Origin of the sequence: Paracoccus sp. AK26, assembly GCF_011801365.1 — a bacterium.
GTDB classification, from domain to species: Bacteria; Pseudomonadota; Alphaproteobacteria; order Rhodobacterales; family Rhodobacteraceae; genus Paracoccus; species Paracoccus aerius.
In genome coordinates this window covers 22,584-39,593 of record NZ_CP041042.1, presented here as the reverse complement: position 1 = coordinate 39,593, position 17,010 = coordinate 22,584, and the positions used below count along the sequence as shown (strand labels likewise).

General features: G+C 68.4%; 10 protein-coding genes. 5 read left to right on the top strand and 5 right to left on the bottom strand.

What is annotated here, in order from left to right; genetic code table 11:
- The first annotated feature begins 3 nt into the window (after nt 1-3).
- Entirely contained in the window at nt 4-435 is a 432-nt protein-coding gene (locus FIU66_RS18195) for a DUF2231 domain-containing protein (protein WP_202380229.1), read from the top strand.
- On the top strand, nt 432-1,718 hold the full coding sequence (locus FIU66_RS14095) for a sorbosone dehydrogenase family protein (RefSeq protein ID WP_240544794.1): 1,287 nt from the start codon (nt 432-434) through the stop codon (nt 1,716-1,718). Before FIU66_RS18195 ends, FIU66_RS14095 begins: the two co-directional genes overlap by 4 nt.
- Nucleotides 1,719-1,773: 55 nt before the next feature.
- Here the strand turns inward: FIU66_RS14095 and FIU66_RS14090 are convergent, their stop codons facing one another.
- A complete protein-coding gene (locus FIU66_RS14090) occupies nt 1,774-2,754 on the bottom strand; it encodes a collagen-binding domain-containing protein (protein WP_167623555.1) in 981 nt (326 codons plus the stop codon).
- Between the two features lie 184 nt (nt 2,755-2,938).
- Between FIU66_RS14090 and FIU66_RS14085 the strand changes: the two genes are divergently transcribed.
- Nucleotides 2,939-3,499: a DedA family protein gene (locus tag FIU66_RS14085; RefSeq protein WP_167623554.1), complete on the top strand. Its 561-nt coding sequence runs from the start codon at nt 2,939-2,941 to the stop codon at nt 3,497-3,499.
- Between the two features lie 18 nt (nt 3,500-3,517).
- Here the strand turns inward: FIU66_RS14085 and glgB are convergent, their stop codons facing one another.
- The 3 genes from glgB to FIU66_RS14070 are packed head-to-tail and all read right to left on the bottom strand — an operon-like array spanning nt 3,518 to nt 10,976.
- Nucleotides 3,518-5,668 (bottom strand): 1,4-alpha-glucan branching protein GlgB, encoded by a 2,151-nt coding sequence (gene glgB, locus FIU66_RS14080; RefSeq protein ID WP_167623553.1) that lies wholly within the window; start codon nt 5,666-5,668, stop codon nt 3,518-3,520.
- On the bottom strand, nt 5,665-8,943 hold the full coding sequence (gene treS, locus FIU66_RS14075) for a maltose alpha-D-glucosyltransferase (RefSeq protein ID WP_167623552.1): 3,279 nt from the start codon (nt 8,941-8,943) through the stop codon (nt 5,665-5,667). The genes glgB and treS overlap by 4 nt, the downstream gene beginning before the upstream one ends.
- Nucleotides 8,943-10,976 (bottom strand): alpha-1,4-glucan--maltose-1-phosphate maltosyltransferase, encoded by a 2,034-nt coding sequence (locus tag FIU66_RS14070; RefSeq protein ID WP_167623551.1) that lies wholly within the window; start codon nt 10,974-10,976, stop codon nt 8,943-8,945. Before FIU66_RS14070 ends, treS begins: the two co-directional genes overlap by 1 nt.
- 182 nt (nt 10,977-11,158) lie before the next feature.
- Here FIU66_RS14070 and FIU66_RS14065 point away from each other — a divergent pair, with 182 nt between their 5' ends.
- Nucleotides 11,159-12,271 carry a DNA repair exonuclease gene (locus FIU66_RS14065; RefSeq protein ID WP_167623550.1) on the top strand — a complete coding sequence of 371 codons (1,113 nt, stop codon included), beginning with the start codon at nt 11,159-11,161 and terminating at the stop codon, nt 12,269-12,271.
- Nucleotides 12,268-14,895, top strand: a complete 2,628-nt coding sequence (locus FIU66_RS14060) for an AAA family ATPase (RefSeq protein ID WP_167623549.1) — start codon at nt 12,268-12,270, stop codon at nt 14,893-14,895. Before FIU66_RS14065 ends, FIU66_RS14060 begins: the two co-directional genes overlap by 4 nt.
- A 44-nt stretch (nt 14,896-14,939) precedes the next feature.
- Here the strand turns inward: FIU66_RS14060 and FIU66_RS14055 are convergent, their stop codons facing one another.
- Nucleotides 14,940-17,003, bottom strand: a complete 2,064-nt coding sequence (locus FIU66_RS14055) for a TRAP transporter permease (RefSeq protein ID WP_167623548.1) — start codon at nt 17,001-17,003, stop codon at nt 14,940-14,942.
- Nucleotides 17,004-17,010 lie beyond the last annotated feature (7 nt).

Below are 17,010 nucleotides of genomic sequence, written 5' to 3'. Positions count from 1 at the left end.
GCCGTGGTCGCCCTTGACGCAGACCTGCCGCGCAGGTCGCTGCACCCGCTTCACGCCATCCTGCTGTCCTTCCCGTTCCCGCTGTTCCTGGGAACGCTGGCCAGCGACATCGCCTATGCCCGCAGCTTCCAGATCCAGTGGTCGAACTTCGCCCAATGGCTGAACGCAGGCGGGCTGCTGGTTGGCGGCTTTGTCCTGCTGTGGGCGCTGATCGCGCTGTTCCCGCGCGCCAACCGGGGCGACCGGAAACGGCTGGTCTATTTCGTCCTGGTCCTGGCCATGTGGGTCCTGGGCTTCGTCAACGCCCTGGCCCATTCCAAGGACGCCTGGGCCATCATGCCCGAGGCCCTGTGGCTGTCCGGCGTTTCCGCCCTGCTGGCGCTTCTGGCGTCCTGGGTGGGTTTCAGCGGTTTTCACAGCAAGAGGTGGGCATGATGCGCGGCATCCTGATGATCTCGGCCCTGGCGGCGCTGCCGCTTTCGGCCACGGCGCAAGAGGTTGTGACCCAGGGCACCGAGGTCCGCCTGCCCGAGCCCCGGCGCGGGCTTCTGCCCGACATGGTGATCCCGCGCCCCGCGATGTGGGGCGACGACCTGCCCACCGTGCCCGAGGGTTATACGATCACGCCCATCGCCACCGACCTGGCGATCCCGCGCCAGACGCTGGTCTTGCCCAACGGCGACATCCTGGTGGCCGAGGGCAAGGGCCAGGGCGCGCCCGCCCTGCGGCCCAAGGACATCATCGCGGGCTTCATCAAGGCGCTTGGCAAAAGCCCGGTCAGCGGCGGCAACCGCCTGACCCTGCTGCGCGACGCCGATGGCGACGGTGCCTACGAGATGCAGGGGGTTTTTGCCGATGGGCTGAACTCGCCCTATGGCCTGGCGCAGATCGGGAACTTCATCTACGTGGCCAACCAGGACGCCGTGGTCCGCTTCGACTATACCGAGGGGCAGACCCAGGCCAGCGGCCCGCCCGTGACGCTGACAGACCTGCCCAAGGCGATCAACCACCACTGGACCAAGGCCATGACCGCCAGTGCCGACGGGCGGTTCCTGTATGTGGGCATCGGGTCCAACAGCAACATCACCGAACGGGGCATGGAGGCCGAGGAAGACCGCGCGATGATCTGGCAGATCGATGCCCAGACCGGCGCGCACCGCCCCTATGCCACCGGCCTGCGCAACCCGACCGCCCTGGCGATCCAGCCCGGAAGCGGCCAGCTTTGGTCCGTGGTCAACGAACGTGACGAGATCGGGCCGGATCTGGTCCCCGACTATCTGACAGCGGTGCAGGAAGGCGGCTTCTATGGCTGGCCCTTCAGCTATTGGGGCCAGACCGTCGATCCGCGCGCGCAGCCGCAGAACCCGGGCCTGGTGGCCGAGGCCATCACCCCCGATTACGCGCTTGGCGCCCATGTGGCGGCGCTTGGGGTCGCCTTTTCCGACCCGGTGATGGGCGGGGCCTTCGCCGAGGGTGCCTTCGTGGGGATGCACGGAAGCTGGAACCGCAGCGACCCCGTGGGCTACAAGGTGGTCTTCGTGCCCTTCAGGGACGGCCGCCCGGCGGGCGATCCCGTGGACTTCGTGTCGGGCTTTCTGGTCGATGCCGGCAACACGCGGGGCCGCCCGGTGGGTGTGACGCTGGATCCGCGCGGCGCGCTGATCGTGGCGGACGACCTGTCGAACACGGTCTGGCGGATCGCGCCCGACCAGCCCTAGATCGGCAAAAGGCCCCGCCGATGGCGGGGCCTTTCTGCATCCGTGAAGCCGTGGCTCAGGCCCGCTTGCGGCGGTGCGCCCAGGCCAGCAGGCCGAAGCCCGACAGCAGCAGCGGCATCCCGGCGGGCAGAGGAACGGGCGCGGGCTGCCGAACCTCGTCCCCCGGCAGGCGGCCTTCGCCCAGTCCGGTGAAGTGCAACTCGCTAAGGCCGTGGAAGCGGTCGGCGAAGACGCTGCCCTCGATATTGCCGCCGGTGGTCTGGACGCGGCTGCCATCGGCCAGGATCGCGCCGGCCGCGAACATGGCGTCGAAGATCACGTCGTCAAAGCCGATGAAGTTCCAGACGACCTTGCTGGCGGTATTGCGATCCTGCGCCTTGAAGGTCGATCCCAGCCGGAAGGTCTTGTCGGTCTGGGTGGCGCGGACGTTCACCACGACCCAGTCCACGTCCTTGCCCAGGTCAAAGCGAAAGTCGCGGTCGGCGCGGATGTCGGCCTCGGTCAGGGACAGGACGCCGATGCCGTCCGCCACGCCCGAGATGGAATAGGTGTTGGTCCGGTCATGGACCGACCCCTGGCGCACGACGCCGCTTGACGAAGCCGCCATCGATCCCAGCGTCGCGGCATAGTTGGACAGCGTCTGGACATAGCCGGCCGGGGCCGAGCCTTCGGCATAGGCGGATTTCGATCCGCCGCCGTTCATGTTCAGCTTGTCCAGCCCCTGGCCGGCCGCAGCGCTTCCGCCATTGTTGACATGAACCTGCGACTCCACCCGGCCCTTGACGATGAATTCGTCGTGGTCCGAGGCATCGCCCTTGCGGTTCATGTAAACGACGCTGCCGGCCTGGACCTTATAGTCGCCGCCCACAAGCGCGCGGCCATCGACATGGAAACCGGAACTGCCGGTCACGTCACCCTTGGTGACCAGGTTGAACTGGCGCAGCAGGTCGGTCGCGCCCAGCGTCGCGGCCTCGCCCGCTGAAACCGCCCCAAGAATGCAGCCGACAGATGCAGCAGCGAAAAAGCCAAGACGCATGATGGAAAAAACCCGAACCATGAAAACCACGATTTGCCTGCTATCCCACAGGCAGGGACCAGACAATTTGGCTAAATGGACAGTGACCCGAAAGCCACGCAACCCCCGCCCGCCGCTGGAGATTTCCACCGCATCCGCGGCCCGGCCATGCTAGGGATGGACCGCCGGCCGAAAGGAAACCGTCATGAACATCGAGAGCCTGATCGCGGCCTATGGCCTGCCCGCCGTGGGCATCGGCGCGGTGATCGAAGGGGAAACGGTTGTCATGGTGGGCGGCGCCATGGCGCGCCGCGGGCTTCTGGACAGGGACTGGCTGATCCTGGCCGCCGCGTCGGGGTCGTTCCTGGGGGACCAGGCCTGGTTCTTCCTGGGTCGCAGGTGGCGCGATCTGCCGCGGCTTCGCGCGCTTGCCGCCAGCCGGGGCTTTGCCAAGGCGCGCCGGGTCTTCGACCGCCAGCCGGGCCTTTTCGTCTTCGGCTTCCGCTTTGCCTATGGGCTGCGCACGGTCAGCCCGATAGCGATCGGCATGACCGATTACCCGGCGGGCCGCTTCATGGCGATCAACGCCCTGGCCTCGCTGATCTGGGCCTGGCTGTTCGTCAGCCTTGGCGGGATGCTGGGCCAGGCCTTCACCGCCCTTCTGGGACCGCTGGAAGCGCATGAACATCTGCTGGCCGTGCTGGCGGCCGCAGCGGCGGGCGCAGTGGCCCTGCACCTGCTGGTCCGCCGCCTGGCTAAGCGCTGACGGCGGGGGGCGGGCGCCCTAGGCGGGCACCAGCACCATTGTCGCAAGCGGCGGAAGGGTCAGGCTGGCCGATGCCGCCCGCCCATGCCATGACTGGTCCTCGGCCTGGATCCGACCGTTGCCGACGCCCGATCCGCCATAGGTCTCGGCATCGGTGTTCAGTGCCTCGCGCCAGGCGCCCGGTTGCGGCAGGCCGATGCGGTAATCGTGGTGGACCTGCGGCGTCAGGTTGCAGACGATCACGACCGGGGGCGAGCCGTCGTCGGACTTGCGCAGATAGACCAGCACGCTTTGGGCCGCGTCGCTGGCATCGATCCATTCAAAGCCCTCGGGTTCGCAATCCAGCCGGTGAAGCGCGGGCTGGTCGCGATACAGGTGGTTCAGGTCGCGGATCAGGTTCTGCATCCCGCCGTGCAGCGGGTCGTCCAGCAGATGCCAGTCCAGCGACTGGTCGTGGTTCCATTCGCGGTCCTGCGCGAACTCTCCACCCATGAACAGCAGCTTCTTGCCCGGATGGGTCCACATGAAGCCGAAATAGGCGCGCAGGTTCGCGAACTTCTGCCAGCGATCCCCCGCCATCTGCCGGATCAGCGAGCCCTTGCCATGGACCACCTCGTCATGGCTCAGCGGCAGGACGAAATCCTCGGACCAGGCATAGACCATGCCGAAGGTCAGGTCGTTCTGGTGGTGGCGGCGGTGGATGGGATCGCGCCGGAAATAGCCCAGCGTGTCATGCATCCAGCCCATGTTCCACTTGAACCCGAAGCCCAGGCCGCCGTCGCTGACGGGGCGGCTGACCTTGGGAAAGGCCGTAGATTCCTCGGCAATGGTGATGGCGCCGGGATGGTCGGCGCAAACGCGTTCGTTCACCCCGCGCAGGAAGTCGATGGCTTCCAGGTTCTCGTTCCCGCCGAACTGGTTGGGGATCCACTGGCCCGGCTGGCGCGAATAGTCCAGATACAGCATCGAGGCCACCGCATCCACGCGCAGCGCGTCGACATGGAACCTGTCCAGCCAGTACAGCGCACTGGCCTGCAGGAAATTCGCCACCTCCTGCCGGCCGAAGTTGTAGATCAGCGTGTTCCAGTCCTGGTGGAAGCCCTGGCGCGGATCGGCATGTTCGTAAAGCGCCGTGCCGTCAAAGCGGCCAAGCCCGTGGGCGTCGGACGGAAAATGCGCGGGAACCCAGTCGATGATGACGCCGATCCCTGCCCCGTGCAGCCGGTCCACAAGCCGCGCGAAGGCCTCGGGCGAGCCGTATCGGCTGGTGGGCGCGAACAGGCCGATGGGTTGGTATCCCCATGACCCGGTGAAGGGATGTTCCGACACCGGCAGGAACTCGACATGGGTAAAGCCCATGTCCGTCACATAGGGGACAAGCAGGTCGGCGATGGCGTCGTAATCCAGGACTTCATTCTCGCCGCCGCGCCGCCAGGATCCCAGGTGGACCTCGTAGATCGAGATGGGGGCCTTGCGGTCCTGCCGTTCCGCCCGCCCGGCCATCCATCCGGCGTCCTGCCAGGAATAATCGGGCAGCTTGCTGATGACGGACGCCGTGCCGGGCGACTGTTCGTGCAGGAAGCCCACCGGATCGGCCTTCAGTGGCATCCGCTCGCCATGGGCGCTGATGATCTCGTATTTGTAGAGCGTGCCCACGGACAGGCCGGGAATGAACAGCTCCCAGATGCCGGGGCCAAGGCGCCTGCGCATCGGATGGCGGCGGCCGTCCCAGGCGTTGAAGTCGCCCACGACGCTGACCCGCCGGGCATTGGGCGCCCAGACGGCGAAGGCCACGCCCGCGACGCCCTCGTGGGTCATGGGATGGGCGCCCAGCTTTTCGTAAAGCTGGCGGTGGCGGCCTTCGGCCAGCAGGTATTCGTCCATCTCGCCCAGGACCAGGCCGAAGCGATAGGGATCCTCGACCGTCCATGTCCGGTCGCCCGAGGACATTTCCAGCCGGTAATGGTCCCCCTCGACTGGCCCGGCGAAGAAGCCCTCGGGGTGGACGCGTTCCAGCGGGAACCGCCGGTCGCCCGACACCGCCGCGACTTCGGATGCCTGGGGTGCGAAGACCCGCACCTCGCCCTCGTGCGGGCCGAGGATGGCGAAGGGATTGGAATGGCTACCGCGAAGGATGGCCTCGATGTCGCTTGCCAAGGCTGTTGTCATGTGTCGCTTTGTCCCAGCAGTTCGAGGATGCCCTTGAGGGGGATACCGATCCAGTTGGGCCGGTTGCTCAGTTCATAGCCCGCCTCATAGATAGCCTTGTGCAGCAGGAAGAAGTCCAGCAGCACCTGCCAGGCTGCCTCATCTTCGGGCAGGCTGGCCACCCCTTTCGAATGGCTGCGATAGGCGTCCAGGAAATCGCGCATCGCCGATTGCCGCCAATGCTCGATCCGGTCCTGGCCGCGTTCCGCCCCGCCAAAGCTGTCCCGCTGGCGCGAGGCGACGGTCATCGCGGCATAGTCGAAGGACCGCAGCATCCCCGCCACGTCGCGCAGGGGCGAGGATTTCTGCCGCCGTTCCGCAAGGCTGCGGGCGGGTTCCCCCTCGAAGTCGATGATCGCCACGTCGTTCTGGGCCAGCAGCACCTGCCCCAGGTGGAAGTCGCCGTGGATGCGCGACAGCTTGAAGCCCGGCGCAATGTCGGCCACCGCCCGCAGCCGCGACAGCAGGTCGTCGCGCCGGTCCAGCAGCGACCGGGCCAGGGGCGCGGCCTCGTCGGGCAGTTGCGCCTGTTCCAGCCGGTCCAGCAGGGCCTGCGCCTCGGCTTCGGCATCGGATGCCCATTGCCCAAGCTGGTCAGGCGTCGGATCCTCGGTCGCGAAGTCCGGGTTGTCGGTTTCCGTGGCAAGGGCCTTGTGCAATTCCGCCGTCCGCTGCCCCAGAAGCGCGCCCACGCTGAGCGGGAAGTCATAGCTGACCGTTTCGGGCCGCGCCTCGCCGGCCGAGGCCCAAGTCTCGTGCTCGTGCAGTTCCAGGCCCAGGGCGTCGATGATGCCCGACCAGGCGTCGCCCCGGTTCGGGACAAAGGCGAAGGCCGCGGCCAGCGTGGTCGATCCATGCGCCACCTGGCCCAGATAGCGGGGCGTATGCCTGTAGCCCGCGACCTCGGTCAGGAACTTGGCGACCTCGACATCGGGCTGCGCGCCCTCGCGGATGCGGCGATACAGTTTCAGGATGATCTTGTCGCCAAAGGCGATGGACAGGTTCGACTGTTCCGCGCCAAGCTGGCGGGGATCGCCCGGATCCTCGATTCCGCGCAGGGCGTCGGTCCCCTCGAACCGCAGATCGCCGTCAGCGCGGTCCTTTTTCAGCCCCTCCAGCAGCAGTTGCGGCAGGCGTTCGTCATAGGCGCCGTCGATCAGCGCGCCCACCCGCGCGGTGTGGCGGATCTTGGCCAGGGTATAGGACAGCTTCGGCGCGCCGGGGCGCAGGTTCTCGTCCCCCCAGCGAGCCGAGATGGGCAGAAGATAGCTCTGTTCTTCGTCGCCCACGGCCACATGGACGGCGACCAGTTCATGCTCGCCCTTGTCCAGGTCGCCCAGGGGGGTCATGCGCACGCTGCCTATGCCCTTGTCCTTGCCCGCGAACCAGCGTTGCAGCGGCAGCCATTGCGGCAGCACGTCGTTGCGGAACTGCGCCCCCTCGCGCCCGCCGATGGCCGTCGCCACGCGCCCGTCGCGGGTGGTCAGGGTCATGAACTCGGGCAGGATGTCGGGCATGGATTCATGCCAGGACGGGGTTTCCTCCTCGCCGCTCAGCGCGAACCAGTAGAAGCCATAGGCGGGCAGCGTCAGCATATAGGGCAGATCGCCCACCGGCGGGAAGGCGGACCGGCCGGTCAGCTCGATCGGCACGGTGCCGCGGTGGCGGGACAGATCCAGTTCCACCGCCTGCGCGCTGTCGGCCAGGTTCGCCACGCAGAGATAGGCCCGCCCCTCGTGTTCGCGCAGGTAAGCCAGGACCTTGCGGTTGCGCGGATAGAGCAGGATCATCTCGCCCCGCCCGAAGGCCGGATGCTGGCGGCGCACGGTGATCATGCGGCGCATCCAGTTCAGCAGGGACGACGGGTCGTCGGCCTGCGCCTCGACGTTGATGACCTGGTGGCCATAGACCGCGTCGATGATCGCGGGCAGGTAAAGCTGCTGGGGCTTGGCGCGGGAAAAGCCGGCGTTGCGGTCGCCCGACCATTGCATCGGCGTGCGGACCCCGTCCCGGTCGCCCAGGTAGTAGTTGTCGCCCATGCCGATCTCGTCGCCGTAATAGATGATCGGCGTTCCGGGCATGGACAGCAGCATGGAATTCATCAACTGGATCTTGCGCCGGTCGTTCTGCATCAGGGGCGCCAGGCGGCGGCGGATCCCCAGGTTGATGCGCGCCCGCGTGTCGGCGGCATAGGTCTGCCACAGATAGTCGCGTTCCTCGGACGTGACCATTTCCAGCGTCAGTTCGTCATGGTTGCGCAGGAAGATGCCCCATTGGCAGGCTTCGGGGATCTCGGGCGTCTGGCGGATGATGTCGGTGATGGGGTGCCGGTCGGCCTGCGCCAGGGCCATGTACATCCGCGGCATCAAGGGGAAGTGGAAGCCCATGTGGCATTCGTCGCCCTCGCCGAAATAGGGGCGGGTATCCTCGGGCCACTGGTTCGCCTCGGCCAGCAGCATCCGGTCGGGGAAATGCTGGTCCAGGTCGGCGCGGATGGCCTTGAGCACGTCATGGGTCTCGGGCAGGTTCTCGTTGTTGGTGCCGTCGCGTTCGACCAGATAGGGGATCGCGTCCAGCCGCAGCCCGTCCACGCCCATGTCCAGCCACATGCGCATGACCTTCAGCACTTCCTCCAGCACCTTGGGATTGTCGAAGTTCAGGTCCGGCTGGTGCGAATAGAAGCGGTGCCAGTAATAGGCCCCCGCCACCGGATCCCAGGTCCAGTTCGACTTTTCCGTGTCCAGGAAGATGATCCGGGTTTCCGGCCATTTCTCGTCCGTGTCGGACCAGACATACCAGTCCCGCGCGGCCGATCCGGGCTTGGCGCGCCGCGCCCGCTGGAACCAGGGATGCTGGTCCGAGGTGTGGTTGATGACCAGTTCGGTGATGACGCGGATGCCGCGGCGGTGGGCTTCCTTCACGAAGGCCTTGAAGTCCTTCATCGACCCGTAGGACGGGTTGATCGAGCGGTAGTCGGCGATGTCATAGCCGTCGTCGCGCAGGGGGGACGGATAGAAGGGCAAAAGCCAGATCGCCGTGACGCCCAGTTCCTGCACATAGTCCAGCCGCTGCATCAGGCCGGCGAAATCGCCGATCCCGTCGCCGTTGCTGTCCATGAAGGCCTTGATGTGCAACTGATAGATGACCGCGTCCTTGTACCAGTCTGCCTGGCTGCGATCGATCCCGTCGGTGCGGACGGCAAAATTCGCGTCGGAAGGTGTCGTGGCAATATTCATCAGCGGGGAACTCCGGGGGCGAAAAGCTGCCAGATGGCATAGGGTCGGCTGTGCGGCTCAAGCTCCAGCCACTGGTTCTTGCCGTGCCAGGTGAAGCTGTTGCCGTGGATCAGGTCGCGCACCTCGACGGATGCCTCGTCGGGCAGGCCGAACTCCCACAAGGGCACCTCGAACTCGAAGACCTGGGTGTTGTGGGGATCCAGGTTGACGTGGATCAGCACGAAGTCGTTGCCGGTCTGCTTGCCGTATGACAGCACCTTGTCGCTGGACGCCTTGTAGAAGGTGAGATTGGTGAAATCCTGCAGCGCCGGATGGCTTTGGCGCAGGCGGTTCATCAGGCGGATGTCGTCCTGGATGTTGCCGGGCTGGTTCATGTCCCAGGCACGGATCTGGTATTTCTCGGAATCGAGATATTCTTCCTTGCCCGGCACCGCCGCCGCCTCGCAGATCTCGTAGCCGTTGTAGACGCCGTAATTGCCGCCCAGGGTCGCGGCCAGCACCAGCCGGGTGCGGAAACCGGGGCGGCCGCTGGATTGCAGGAAGCGCGGATTGATGTCGGGCGTGTTCACGAAGAAATTGGGCCGCATGTATTCGCGGCATTCCTCCTGCGTCAGCTCGGTCAGGTAATCGATGATCTCCTGCTTCTCGTTGCGCCAGGTGAAATAGGAATAGGACTGCGAATAGCCCAGCTTCGCCAGCCGCTTCATCACCTTGGGCCGGGTGAAGGCCTCGGCCAGGAAGATCACGCCGGGATCCTTGGCGCGCACTTCCTCGATCAGCCATTCCCAGAAGGGGAAGGGCTTGGTGTGGGGGTTGTCCACGCGGAAGATGCGCACGCCCTGGTCCACCCAGAACAGCACCACGTCGCGCAGCGCATACCACAGGTCGGGCAGCGCGCCGCGATAGAAATGGACGTTGACGATGTCCTCGTATTTCTTGGGCGGGTTCTCGGCGAACTTGATGGTGCCGTCGGGGCGCCAGTCGAACCATTCGGGATGTTCGCGGATCCAGGGATGGTCGGGCGAACACTGGATGGCGAAGTCCAGGGCGATTTCCAGGCCGTGGTCCTTCGCGGCCGCGATCAGGCGGCGGAAATCCTCGAAGCTGCCCAGTTCGGGATGGATGGCGTCATGCCCGCCCGCCTCGCTGCCGATGGCATAGGGGCTGCCGGGCTCGCCCTCCTGCGCGGTCAGGCTGTTGTTGCGGCCCTTGCGGTTGGTCTTTCCGATGGGATGGATGGGCGGGAAATACAGCACGTCGAAGCCCAGGTCGCGCACATAGGGCAGCCGCGCGATCACGTCGTCGAAGGTGCCGTGGCGGTTCACGTCGCCGGACTGGGACCGGGGCATGATCTCGTACCAGGCGCTGAAGGCCGCGGCCCGGCGGTCGGCGAAGACGGGCAGGGTCTTGTATTCGGTCAGGTTGGTGCGCGGCCCGACCTGCTGCATCAGGGCCAGCACCGAAGGATCGCCCATCCGGGCGAAGCGGGCGGCGTCCGTCGATGCGTCGTCGCCCGTGGCCTCGGCATAGGCCGCATCCGCCGCCAGCAGCCCCACCAGCGTCGCCCGCGCCTCGCCGCCGGCGCCCTCATCGACCGCGGACTGGACCAGCCTGCGGCCTTCCTCAAGCTCAAGCCCGATCCGCTGGCCTGCTGCCAGCTTCTTGGTCACCTCCTTGTGCCAGGTGGTGAACAGGTCGCGCCAGGCGAGGATGGTGCAGTCGAAAAACCCGTTTTCGGGAAAGGTGACGGTCCCGGCCCAGCGGTCGTTTTCAAGGAAGACCATGCGGGCCTCCTGCGCGCCCCCATCATCGCCCGCACGGTGCCAGCGGATCGCCGCGGCGATGGAATCGTGGCCGTCGGAAAAGATGTCGGCCTCGATCGCCGCGGGCTGGCCCGCCACGGCCTTGGCCGGGAAGCGGCCGCCGTCGATCTCGATCGAGACGCCCTCGATGGCGATGCGCTGCGCGGCAAGCGCCTGAAGGCGCGTGTCGCTGTCCTGCCCCTGGTTGTCGGTGACCTTGTTTCCCAGCATGGTTCCCTCTCGGCCAGTTCCTTGGCAGGACAACAGGTTTTGCGGGCTAAGGTTCCTGTCCCGCCGTCCCGGCCGATCCGGCAGCAAATGATGATCCTGCGCCCTTGGGGCTTGTCTAACCGGCGGCGTGCGTGGTTTGTTCTTCTTCCGCGACAGTGCCGACCCGAAGGATCCCCTTTCCGATGTATCGCTTCCTGCATTCCTCAGATCTGCACCTGGGCAAGGCCTTCGGCACCTATCCCGAAGCCATCCGCAACCGCCTGCGCGAGGCCCGCCACGGCGCGATCGCGCGGCTGGCCCAGGCCGCGCGGGACGGTGGCGCGGCCACGGTGCTGCTGGCGGGCGACACCTTCGATGCGGAAACCCCCGCCCCCGACACGCTGCGCCACGCCCTGCGCGCCATGGCGGCCGAGGCCGACATCACCTGGATCATGCTGCCCGGCAACCATGACAGCCTTGCCGCGACCGAACTGTGGCGGCGCATCGGGTCCGACGCGCCCCCGAACCTGCGGGCGATCACCAGCCCCGATCCGGTGGAACTAGCCCCCGGCGTGATTGTCCTGCCCGCCCCCTGCACGCAGCGCCGCCCCGGCCGCGACCTGACCGAGGCGATGGCCGCCCCCACCCCCGACGGCTGCCTGCGCATCGGCCTGGGCCACGGCGCGATCGCCGATTTCTCGGGCGAGGAAGGCGCGGCGGGCATCATCGCCCCCGACCGCGCGCAAAGATGCGGCCTGGATTACCTGGCGCTTGGCGACTGGCACGGCCGGATGGAGGTGAACGCGGCCACCTGGTATTCCGGCACGCCCGAGGCCGACGGCTTCAAGCACTCTGCGGCCTGCTGCGCGCTGCTGGTGACGCTGGACGGGACGGCGCGGGTTCGCCCGGTGGAAACCGGCAGCATGGGCTGGCAGACCGTCACGCTGGACCTGCTGCCCGGCGACGATCCGCTGGCCCGGCTGGACGGCGCCCTGCCCCTGCCGATGATGCGGCGCAACCTGCTGGTCCGGCTTGTCGCCACCGGCCGCCTGCCCCTGTCCGACCGGGCCGCGCTTGACGCGGCGGCGCAGGCGGCCGCCCCCGATTTCGGCTGGTTCGGCCACGACCTGTCAGGCCTTGCGACCGAGGCGCGGCCCGACGACCTGGACGGGATCGATCGCGCGGGCGCGCTGCGCCAGGCGGCCGAGGCGCTGCTGGCCGAGGCGGGCGACGGGGATCGCAGCGCCACTGAGCGCGCGGTGGCCGCATCCGCGCTGTCGCGGCTTTATGCCCTGGCGCAAGAGGTGGGGGCATGAAGATCCGCGCGCTGCAACTGACCAACGTCCGCCGCTTCGCCGGCCACACCGCCCGGATCGAGGGGATCGGCGACGGCATCACCGTGCTGTGCGAGCCCAACGAATTCGGCAAGTCCACCTTCTTCGACGCCATCCACGCGCTGTTCTTCGAACGCCACCGCGCCACCCGCGCAGGGATCAAGGCGCTGCAACCCCATGTCGGCGGCGCGCCCGAGGTGGCGGCGGACCTGGACCTGCCCGACGGGCGCTACCGGGTGGAAAAGCGGTGGCTGACCCGCGCCTCGGCCAGGGTGTCGCGCGACGGGCGGACGGTGGCCCAGGACGACGAGGCCGAGGCCTGGATCGACCGGATGCTGGGGGCGGGGCTGTCGGGGCCGTCGGGCCTTCTGTGGGTGCGCCAAGGCCTGCTGGGCCTGGAACCCGAGGGCAGTTCGGCCAGCGACAAGTCCGACCGCGAACGGGCGCTGTCGGCGCGGCGGGATCTCTTGTCCTCGGTCGCGGGCGAGATCGACATGATGACCGGCGGGCGCAGGCTGGACGGCGTGGTGGCGCGGGTGGGCGATGCGCTTGGCAGGCTCGCGACCGCGACCGGCAAGGCCAAGGCAGGCGGCGAATGGGCCCGGGCCGAGGCCGAGGCCGAGGCCCTGCGCGCCGAGGAGGCCGAGCTTGCCGCCAAGGCCGCGCGGCTGTCGGGCGACCTGTCCCGGCGCAGCGAGGCGCAGCGCCAGCTTGCAGCCCTGGACGACCCCGCCGAGGACCTTCGCCGCGCCGAGGCCCTGGCTGCTGCCCGCGCCGCTTTGGCCGAGGCCGAAGCCCATGCCGACCGGCTGGGGGCGGCGCAGCGCGCCCTGGCCCTGGCACAGGCCACCGACGACAATGCGCGTGCCGAGATCGAGCGGCTGGAAACGCTGTCGGACCGCGCCGCCCGCGCGGCCCAGGCCCTGGCCGCGGCGACCGAGGATGCGGCCCGTCATGACAGCCGCACGGCCACCCTGTCCCAGGCCGAAGGCGACACCGCCGCCGCCCTTCGGGATGCCGAGGCCGCCACCCGCGCCCTGCGCAACCGTCTGGCCCTGGCGCAGCGGGCGCGCCTTGCCCGCGCCGCGCAGGACCGCGCCACGCACCTGGCCCGCAGCCTGGCCGAGGCCGAACGCCTGCGCGCCGAGATCGAGGCACAGCGGGCGCAGCGCGGGTTGCTGGTGGTGACGCCGCAGGCCCTTGCCGCCGCCGAACAGGCCGCCGACGAGCTGAACCGGGCCGAGGCCCGCCTGGACGCGCAGTCGGTCAGCCTGTCCCTTGCCTATAGCGGCGCCGCACGGGTCCGCGCCGATGGGGCCGACCTGCCCGAAGGCCCGCACCGCCTGACCGGCCCGCGCGACTTCGACCTGCCCGGCATCGGCACCATGCGGATCGACCCCGGCACCCAGACCGGCGGCGACCGGGCGCAACTGGACAAGGCCGCGGCCACGCTGGCCCAGCGGCTGTACGCCTGCGGGGCCGAGGATCTGGCCCAGGCCCGCGCCCGCCTGGTCGAGGCGCAGCGGCTGGACGACAGCCTGCGCAGCGCCCAGGCCCTTCTGGCCCAGCTTGCCCCCGACGGGCTGGAGGCCCTGCGCCAGGCCCATGCCCAGACGGTCGCGGAAGCCGGTGCGGGCGCTGAGGACGCGGGCGACCCCGCCGCCCTTGAAGCGGACCTTGCCATCGCCACCGCCACCGAGGATGGGGCCCGCGCCGCCGCGGCCGAGGCCCAGTCGGCCCTGCGCGCCGCCTCCGAGGCCCGGGCCGCCGCCGCCGCCACGCTTGCCGCCGCCCGCCGCACCCATGACGCGGCAGCCGCCGAGGCCGGCGATCCGGCGGCGCTGACGGCCCGGCTGCGCGATCTGCGTGACGCCCGGACGGGCCACCAGTCGGGGCTGGCCGATGCCCAGGCCGAATGCGCGCGGCTGGAACGGGCCGCCCCCGACCTGGACATGGCCCGCGCCGCCCTGTCGCGCGCCCAGTCGGTCGCGGCCCAGGCCAAGGCGCAGCGCGACCGCCTGCGCGAGGACCTGGCGATGCTGAACGGATCCATCGGCACCCTGGCCGAGGAAGGGATCGAGGAACGCCTGGACGAGGTCCGCGGCAGGCTTTCCGACGCCGAGGCCCGCGCCGCGCGCTATGCCGCCGAGGTGCAGTCGCTGACCCGCCTGCGCCGGGCGCTTGACGAGGCGCGGCGCCAGGCGCGGGACGCCTATCTCGGGCCGGTGCTGCGCGAATTGCAGCCTCTGCTGGCGGTGATCCATCCCGGCGCCACGCTGGAGATCGACGACCAGACCCTGCTGCCCGCCGTGCTGACCCGCGACGGCCAGCCCGAGGCCCTGGACATCCTGTCGGGGGGAACGCGGGAACAGGTGGCGATCCTGACCCGGCTGGCATTCGCGCGGCTGTTCGCGCGGGCGGGCACCCAGGTGCCGGTGATCCTGGACGACGCCCTGGTCCACAGCGACGACGACCGGATCGAGGCGATGTTCACCGCCCTGCACCGCGTGGCCCAGGACCAGCAGATCCTGGTCCTGACCTGCCGCCAGCGGGCCTTCGCGGCCCTGGGCGGCGAAAAGGCGCGCGTCAGCATCGAGGCGGCCTGATTTCCGGCCGGCGGAAGCATCCCTCGCCGGCCGGTTCTTCGTCGTCAGCCCGCCGGGGCCGCCGGGGCATCGCGCGCGGCCAGGTATTGCCGCGCCGTCACCGCCGCCAGGATCGCAAAGCCGATGGCGGTCGAGACAGGCTCGGGCGCGATCAGCAGCAGGGCGGCCAGGACCAGGGCGATCCGCTCGATCACCCAGAGGGGTGCGAACAGCCAGTTGGTGATCGCCACCGACAGCGCCACGATGCCAAGGACTGCGCCGGTGAAGGCCAGCAGGAAGTCGGGCAGCGTGAAGGCCTGCGTCACGATCAGCAGGGACGGCGAGAAGACGAAGACAAAGGGCACCAAGGCCTTGCCCATCGACAGCCGGAACGCCGTGTTGCCCGCCTTGAAGCCATTGGCCCCCGCGATCCCCGCCCCCGCATAGGCGGCAAGCGCCACGGGCGGCGTCACGTCTGCCAGAACCCCGAAGTAGAAGACGAAGAAATGCGCCACCAACGGTTCCACGTTCATCATCCCCAGCACGGGCGCGGCCACCGCCACCATGATGATGTAGTTTGCGGTCGTGGGCACGCCGCAGCCCATCAGGATGCAGACCACGGCGGTCATCACCAGGGTGAACAGCAGCGTCAGCGTGTCGATGCCGAAGGGCTCGAACGGCAGGAAGCCCAAGAAGGCATGGACGTCGCCCGCCGCGTTGGCCGCGACCGAGGTCACCATGAAGGCGATCTTGAAGCCCACCCCCGTCAACGTGACGATGCCGATCACGACGCCCACAAGGGCTGCGGCAGCGGTCACCGACAGCGACTGGCGCGCGCCGGACACGAAGCCCTCGAAGATGCCGGCGGCGGTTTCCTTGATGCCCCCCACCACGCCCGAGGCCATGACCCGCTGGATCAGGTAGACGGCCATGCAGGCCGTGATCGCCCAGAAGGCCGACAGGAAGGGCGTGCGGCCCGACATCAGCATCCAGACCAGCAGGATCAGCGGCGCGACCGACAGCCAGCCCTCGCGCAGGACCTTGCCGGCCTTGGGCAGTTCCTCGGCCCGCAGGCCGCGGATGCCAAGGCGCTTGGCTTCCAGGTGGACCTGCACCAGGACGCCGAAGAAGTGCATGAAGGCCGGCACGATGGCCGCAATCAGGATCGTGCGCAGCGGGATGCCCAGGTATTCCACCATCAGGAAGGCAACCGCCCCCATCACCGGCGGGGTGATCTGCCCGCCGGTCGATGACGCGGCCTCGACCGCGGCGGCGAAATGGCGGCGGAAGCCGATCTTGATCATCGCCGGGATGGTCAGTGCGCCTGTCGTTACCGTGTTGGCGATGGACGAACCCGAGATGGTGCCCAGCATCGCCGAGGACACGACCGACACCTTGGCGGGTCCGCCCGCGAAGCGGCCGGTCAGCGCGGTCGCCAGGTCGATGAACAACTGCCCCAGGCCGATCTTCTGCGCCATCACGCCGAACAGCACGAAGTGGAACACATAGGTCGCGATCACCCCAAGCGCGGTGCCATAGATCCCCTGCGAGGTCAGGTACAGGTGGTTGATGATCGTGTTCCAGTCCGCGCCGGGATGGACCAGGATGCCGGGCATCGACTGGCCCCAATAGGCATAGGCGATGAACAGACCGGCGATCACCGGCAGGGGCCAGCCCATCGACCGGCGCACGGCCTCCATCAGCGTCAGCAGCAGCAGCGTGCCCATGACGATGTCCAGGGTCAGCGGGTTGCCCACCCGAAAGGCCAGCTGGTCATAGATCCAGGGGACATAGAAGGAACTGACCGCCCCGGCAAAGGCGAACAGCCAGTCATAGACCGGGATGCCCAGGATGGCGAAGCCCGTGGTCTTGTGGCGCCCGCTGTTGAAGGCCGCGAAGCTGAGGAAGATCACGAACAGCGACACGCCCATGTGCAGCCCGCGATGGGTGGTGGCCCGCGGGATGCCGAAGCCCGCCGTATAGAAGTGATAGGCCGACAGCAGGAACAGGATCACCGCCGTCAGGATCGCAATGGGGCGCAGGACGGTGCGGAAGCGGGCCTCGGGGTCGTATTCCTCCTCGATGGCGCGCAGTTCGGCTTCGGTCAGGTGGCGTGAAGTGTCAGACATTCGTCAT

What these genes read in the sequence shown, in the direction of transcription:
- FIU66_RS14095 (WP_240544794.1), top strand. Translation starts at nt 432, where the DNA reads ATGATGCGCGGCATCCTGATGATCTCGGCCCTGGCGGCGCTGCCGCTT.
- FIU66_RS14090 (WP_167623555.1), bottom strand. Translation starts at nt 2,754, where the DNA reads ATGCGTCTTGGCTTTTTCGCTGCTGCATCTGTCGGCTGCATTCTTGGG.
- FIU66_RS14085 (WP_167623554.1), top strand. Translation starts at nt 2,939, where the DNA reads ATGAACATCGAGAGCCTGATCGCGGCCTATGGCCTGCCCGCCGTGGGC.
- glgB (WP_167623553.1), bottom strand. Translation starts at nt 5,668, where the DNA reads ATGACAACAGCCTTGGCAAGCGACATCGAGGCCATCCTTCGCGGTAGC.
- treS (WP_167623552.1), bottom strand. Translation starts at nt 8,943, where the DNA reads ATGAATATTGCCACGACACCTTCCGACGCGAATTTTGCCGTCCGCACC.
- FIU66_RS14070 (WP_167623551.1), bottom strand. Translation starts at nt 10,976, where the DNA reads ATGCTGGGAAACAAGGTCACCGACAACCAGGGGCAGGACAGCGACACG.
- FIU66_RS14065 (WP_167623550.1), top strand. Translation starts at nt 11,159, where the DNA reads ATGTATCGCTTCCTGCATTCCTCAGATCTGCACCTGGGCAAGGCCTTC.
- FIU66_RS14060 (WP_167623549.1), top strand. Translation starts at nt 12,268, where the DNA reads ATGAAGATCCGCGCGCTGCAACTGACCAACGTCCGCCGCTTCGCCGGC.
- FIU66_RS14055 (WP_167623548.1), bottom strand. Translation starts at nt 17,003, where the DNA reads ATGTCTGACACTTCACGCCACCTGACCGAAGCCGAACTGCGCGCCATC.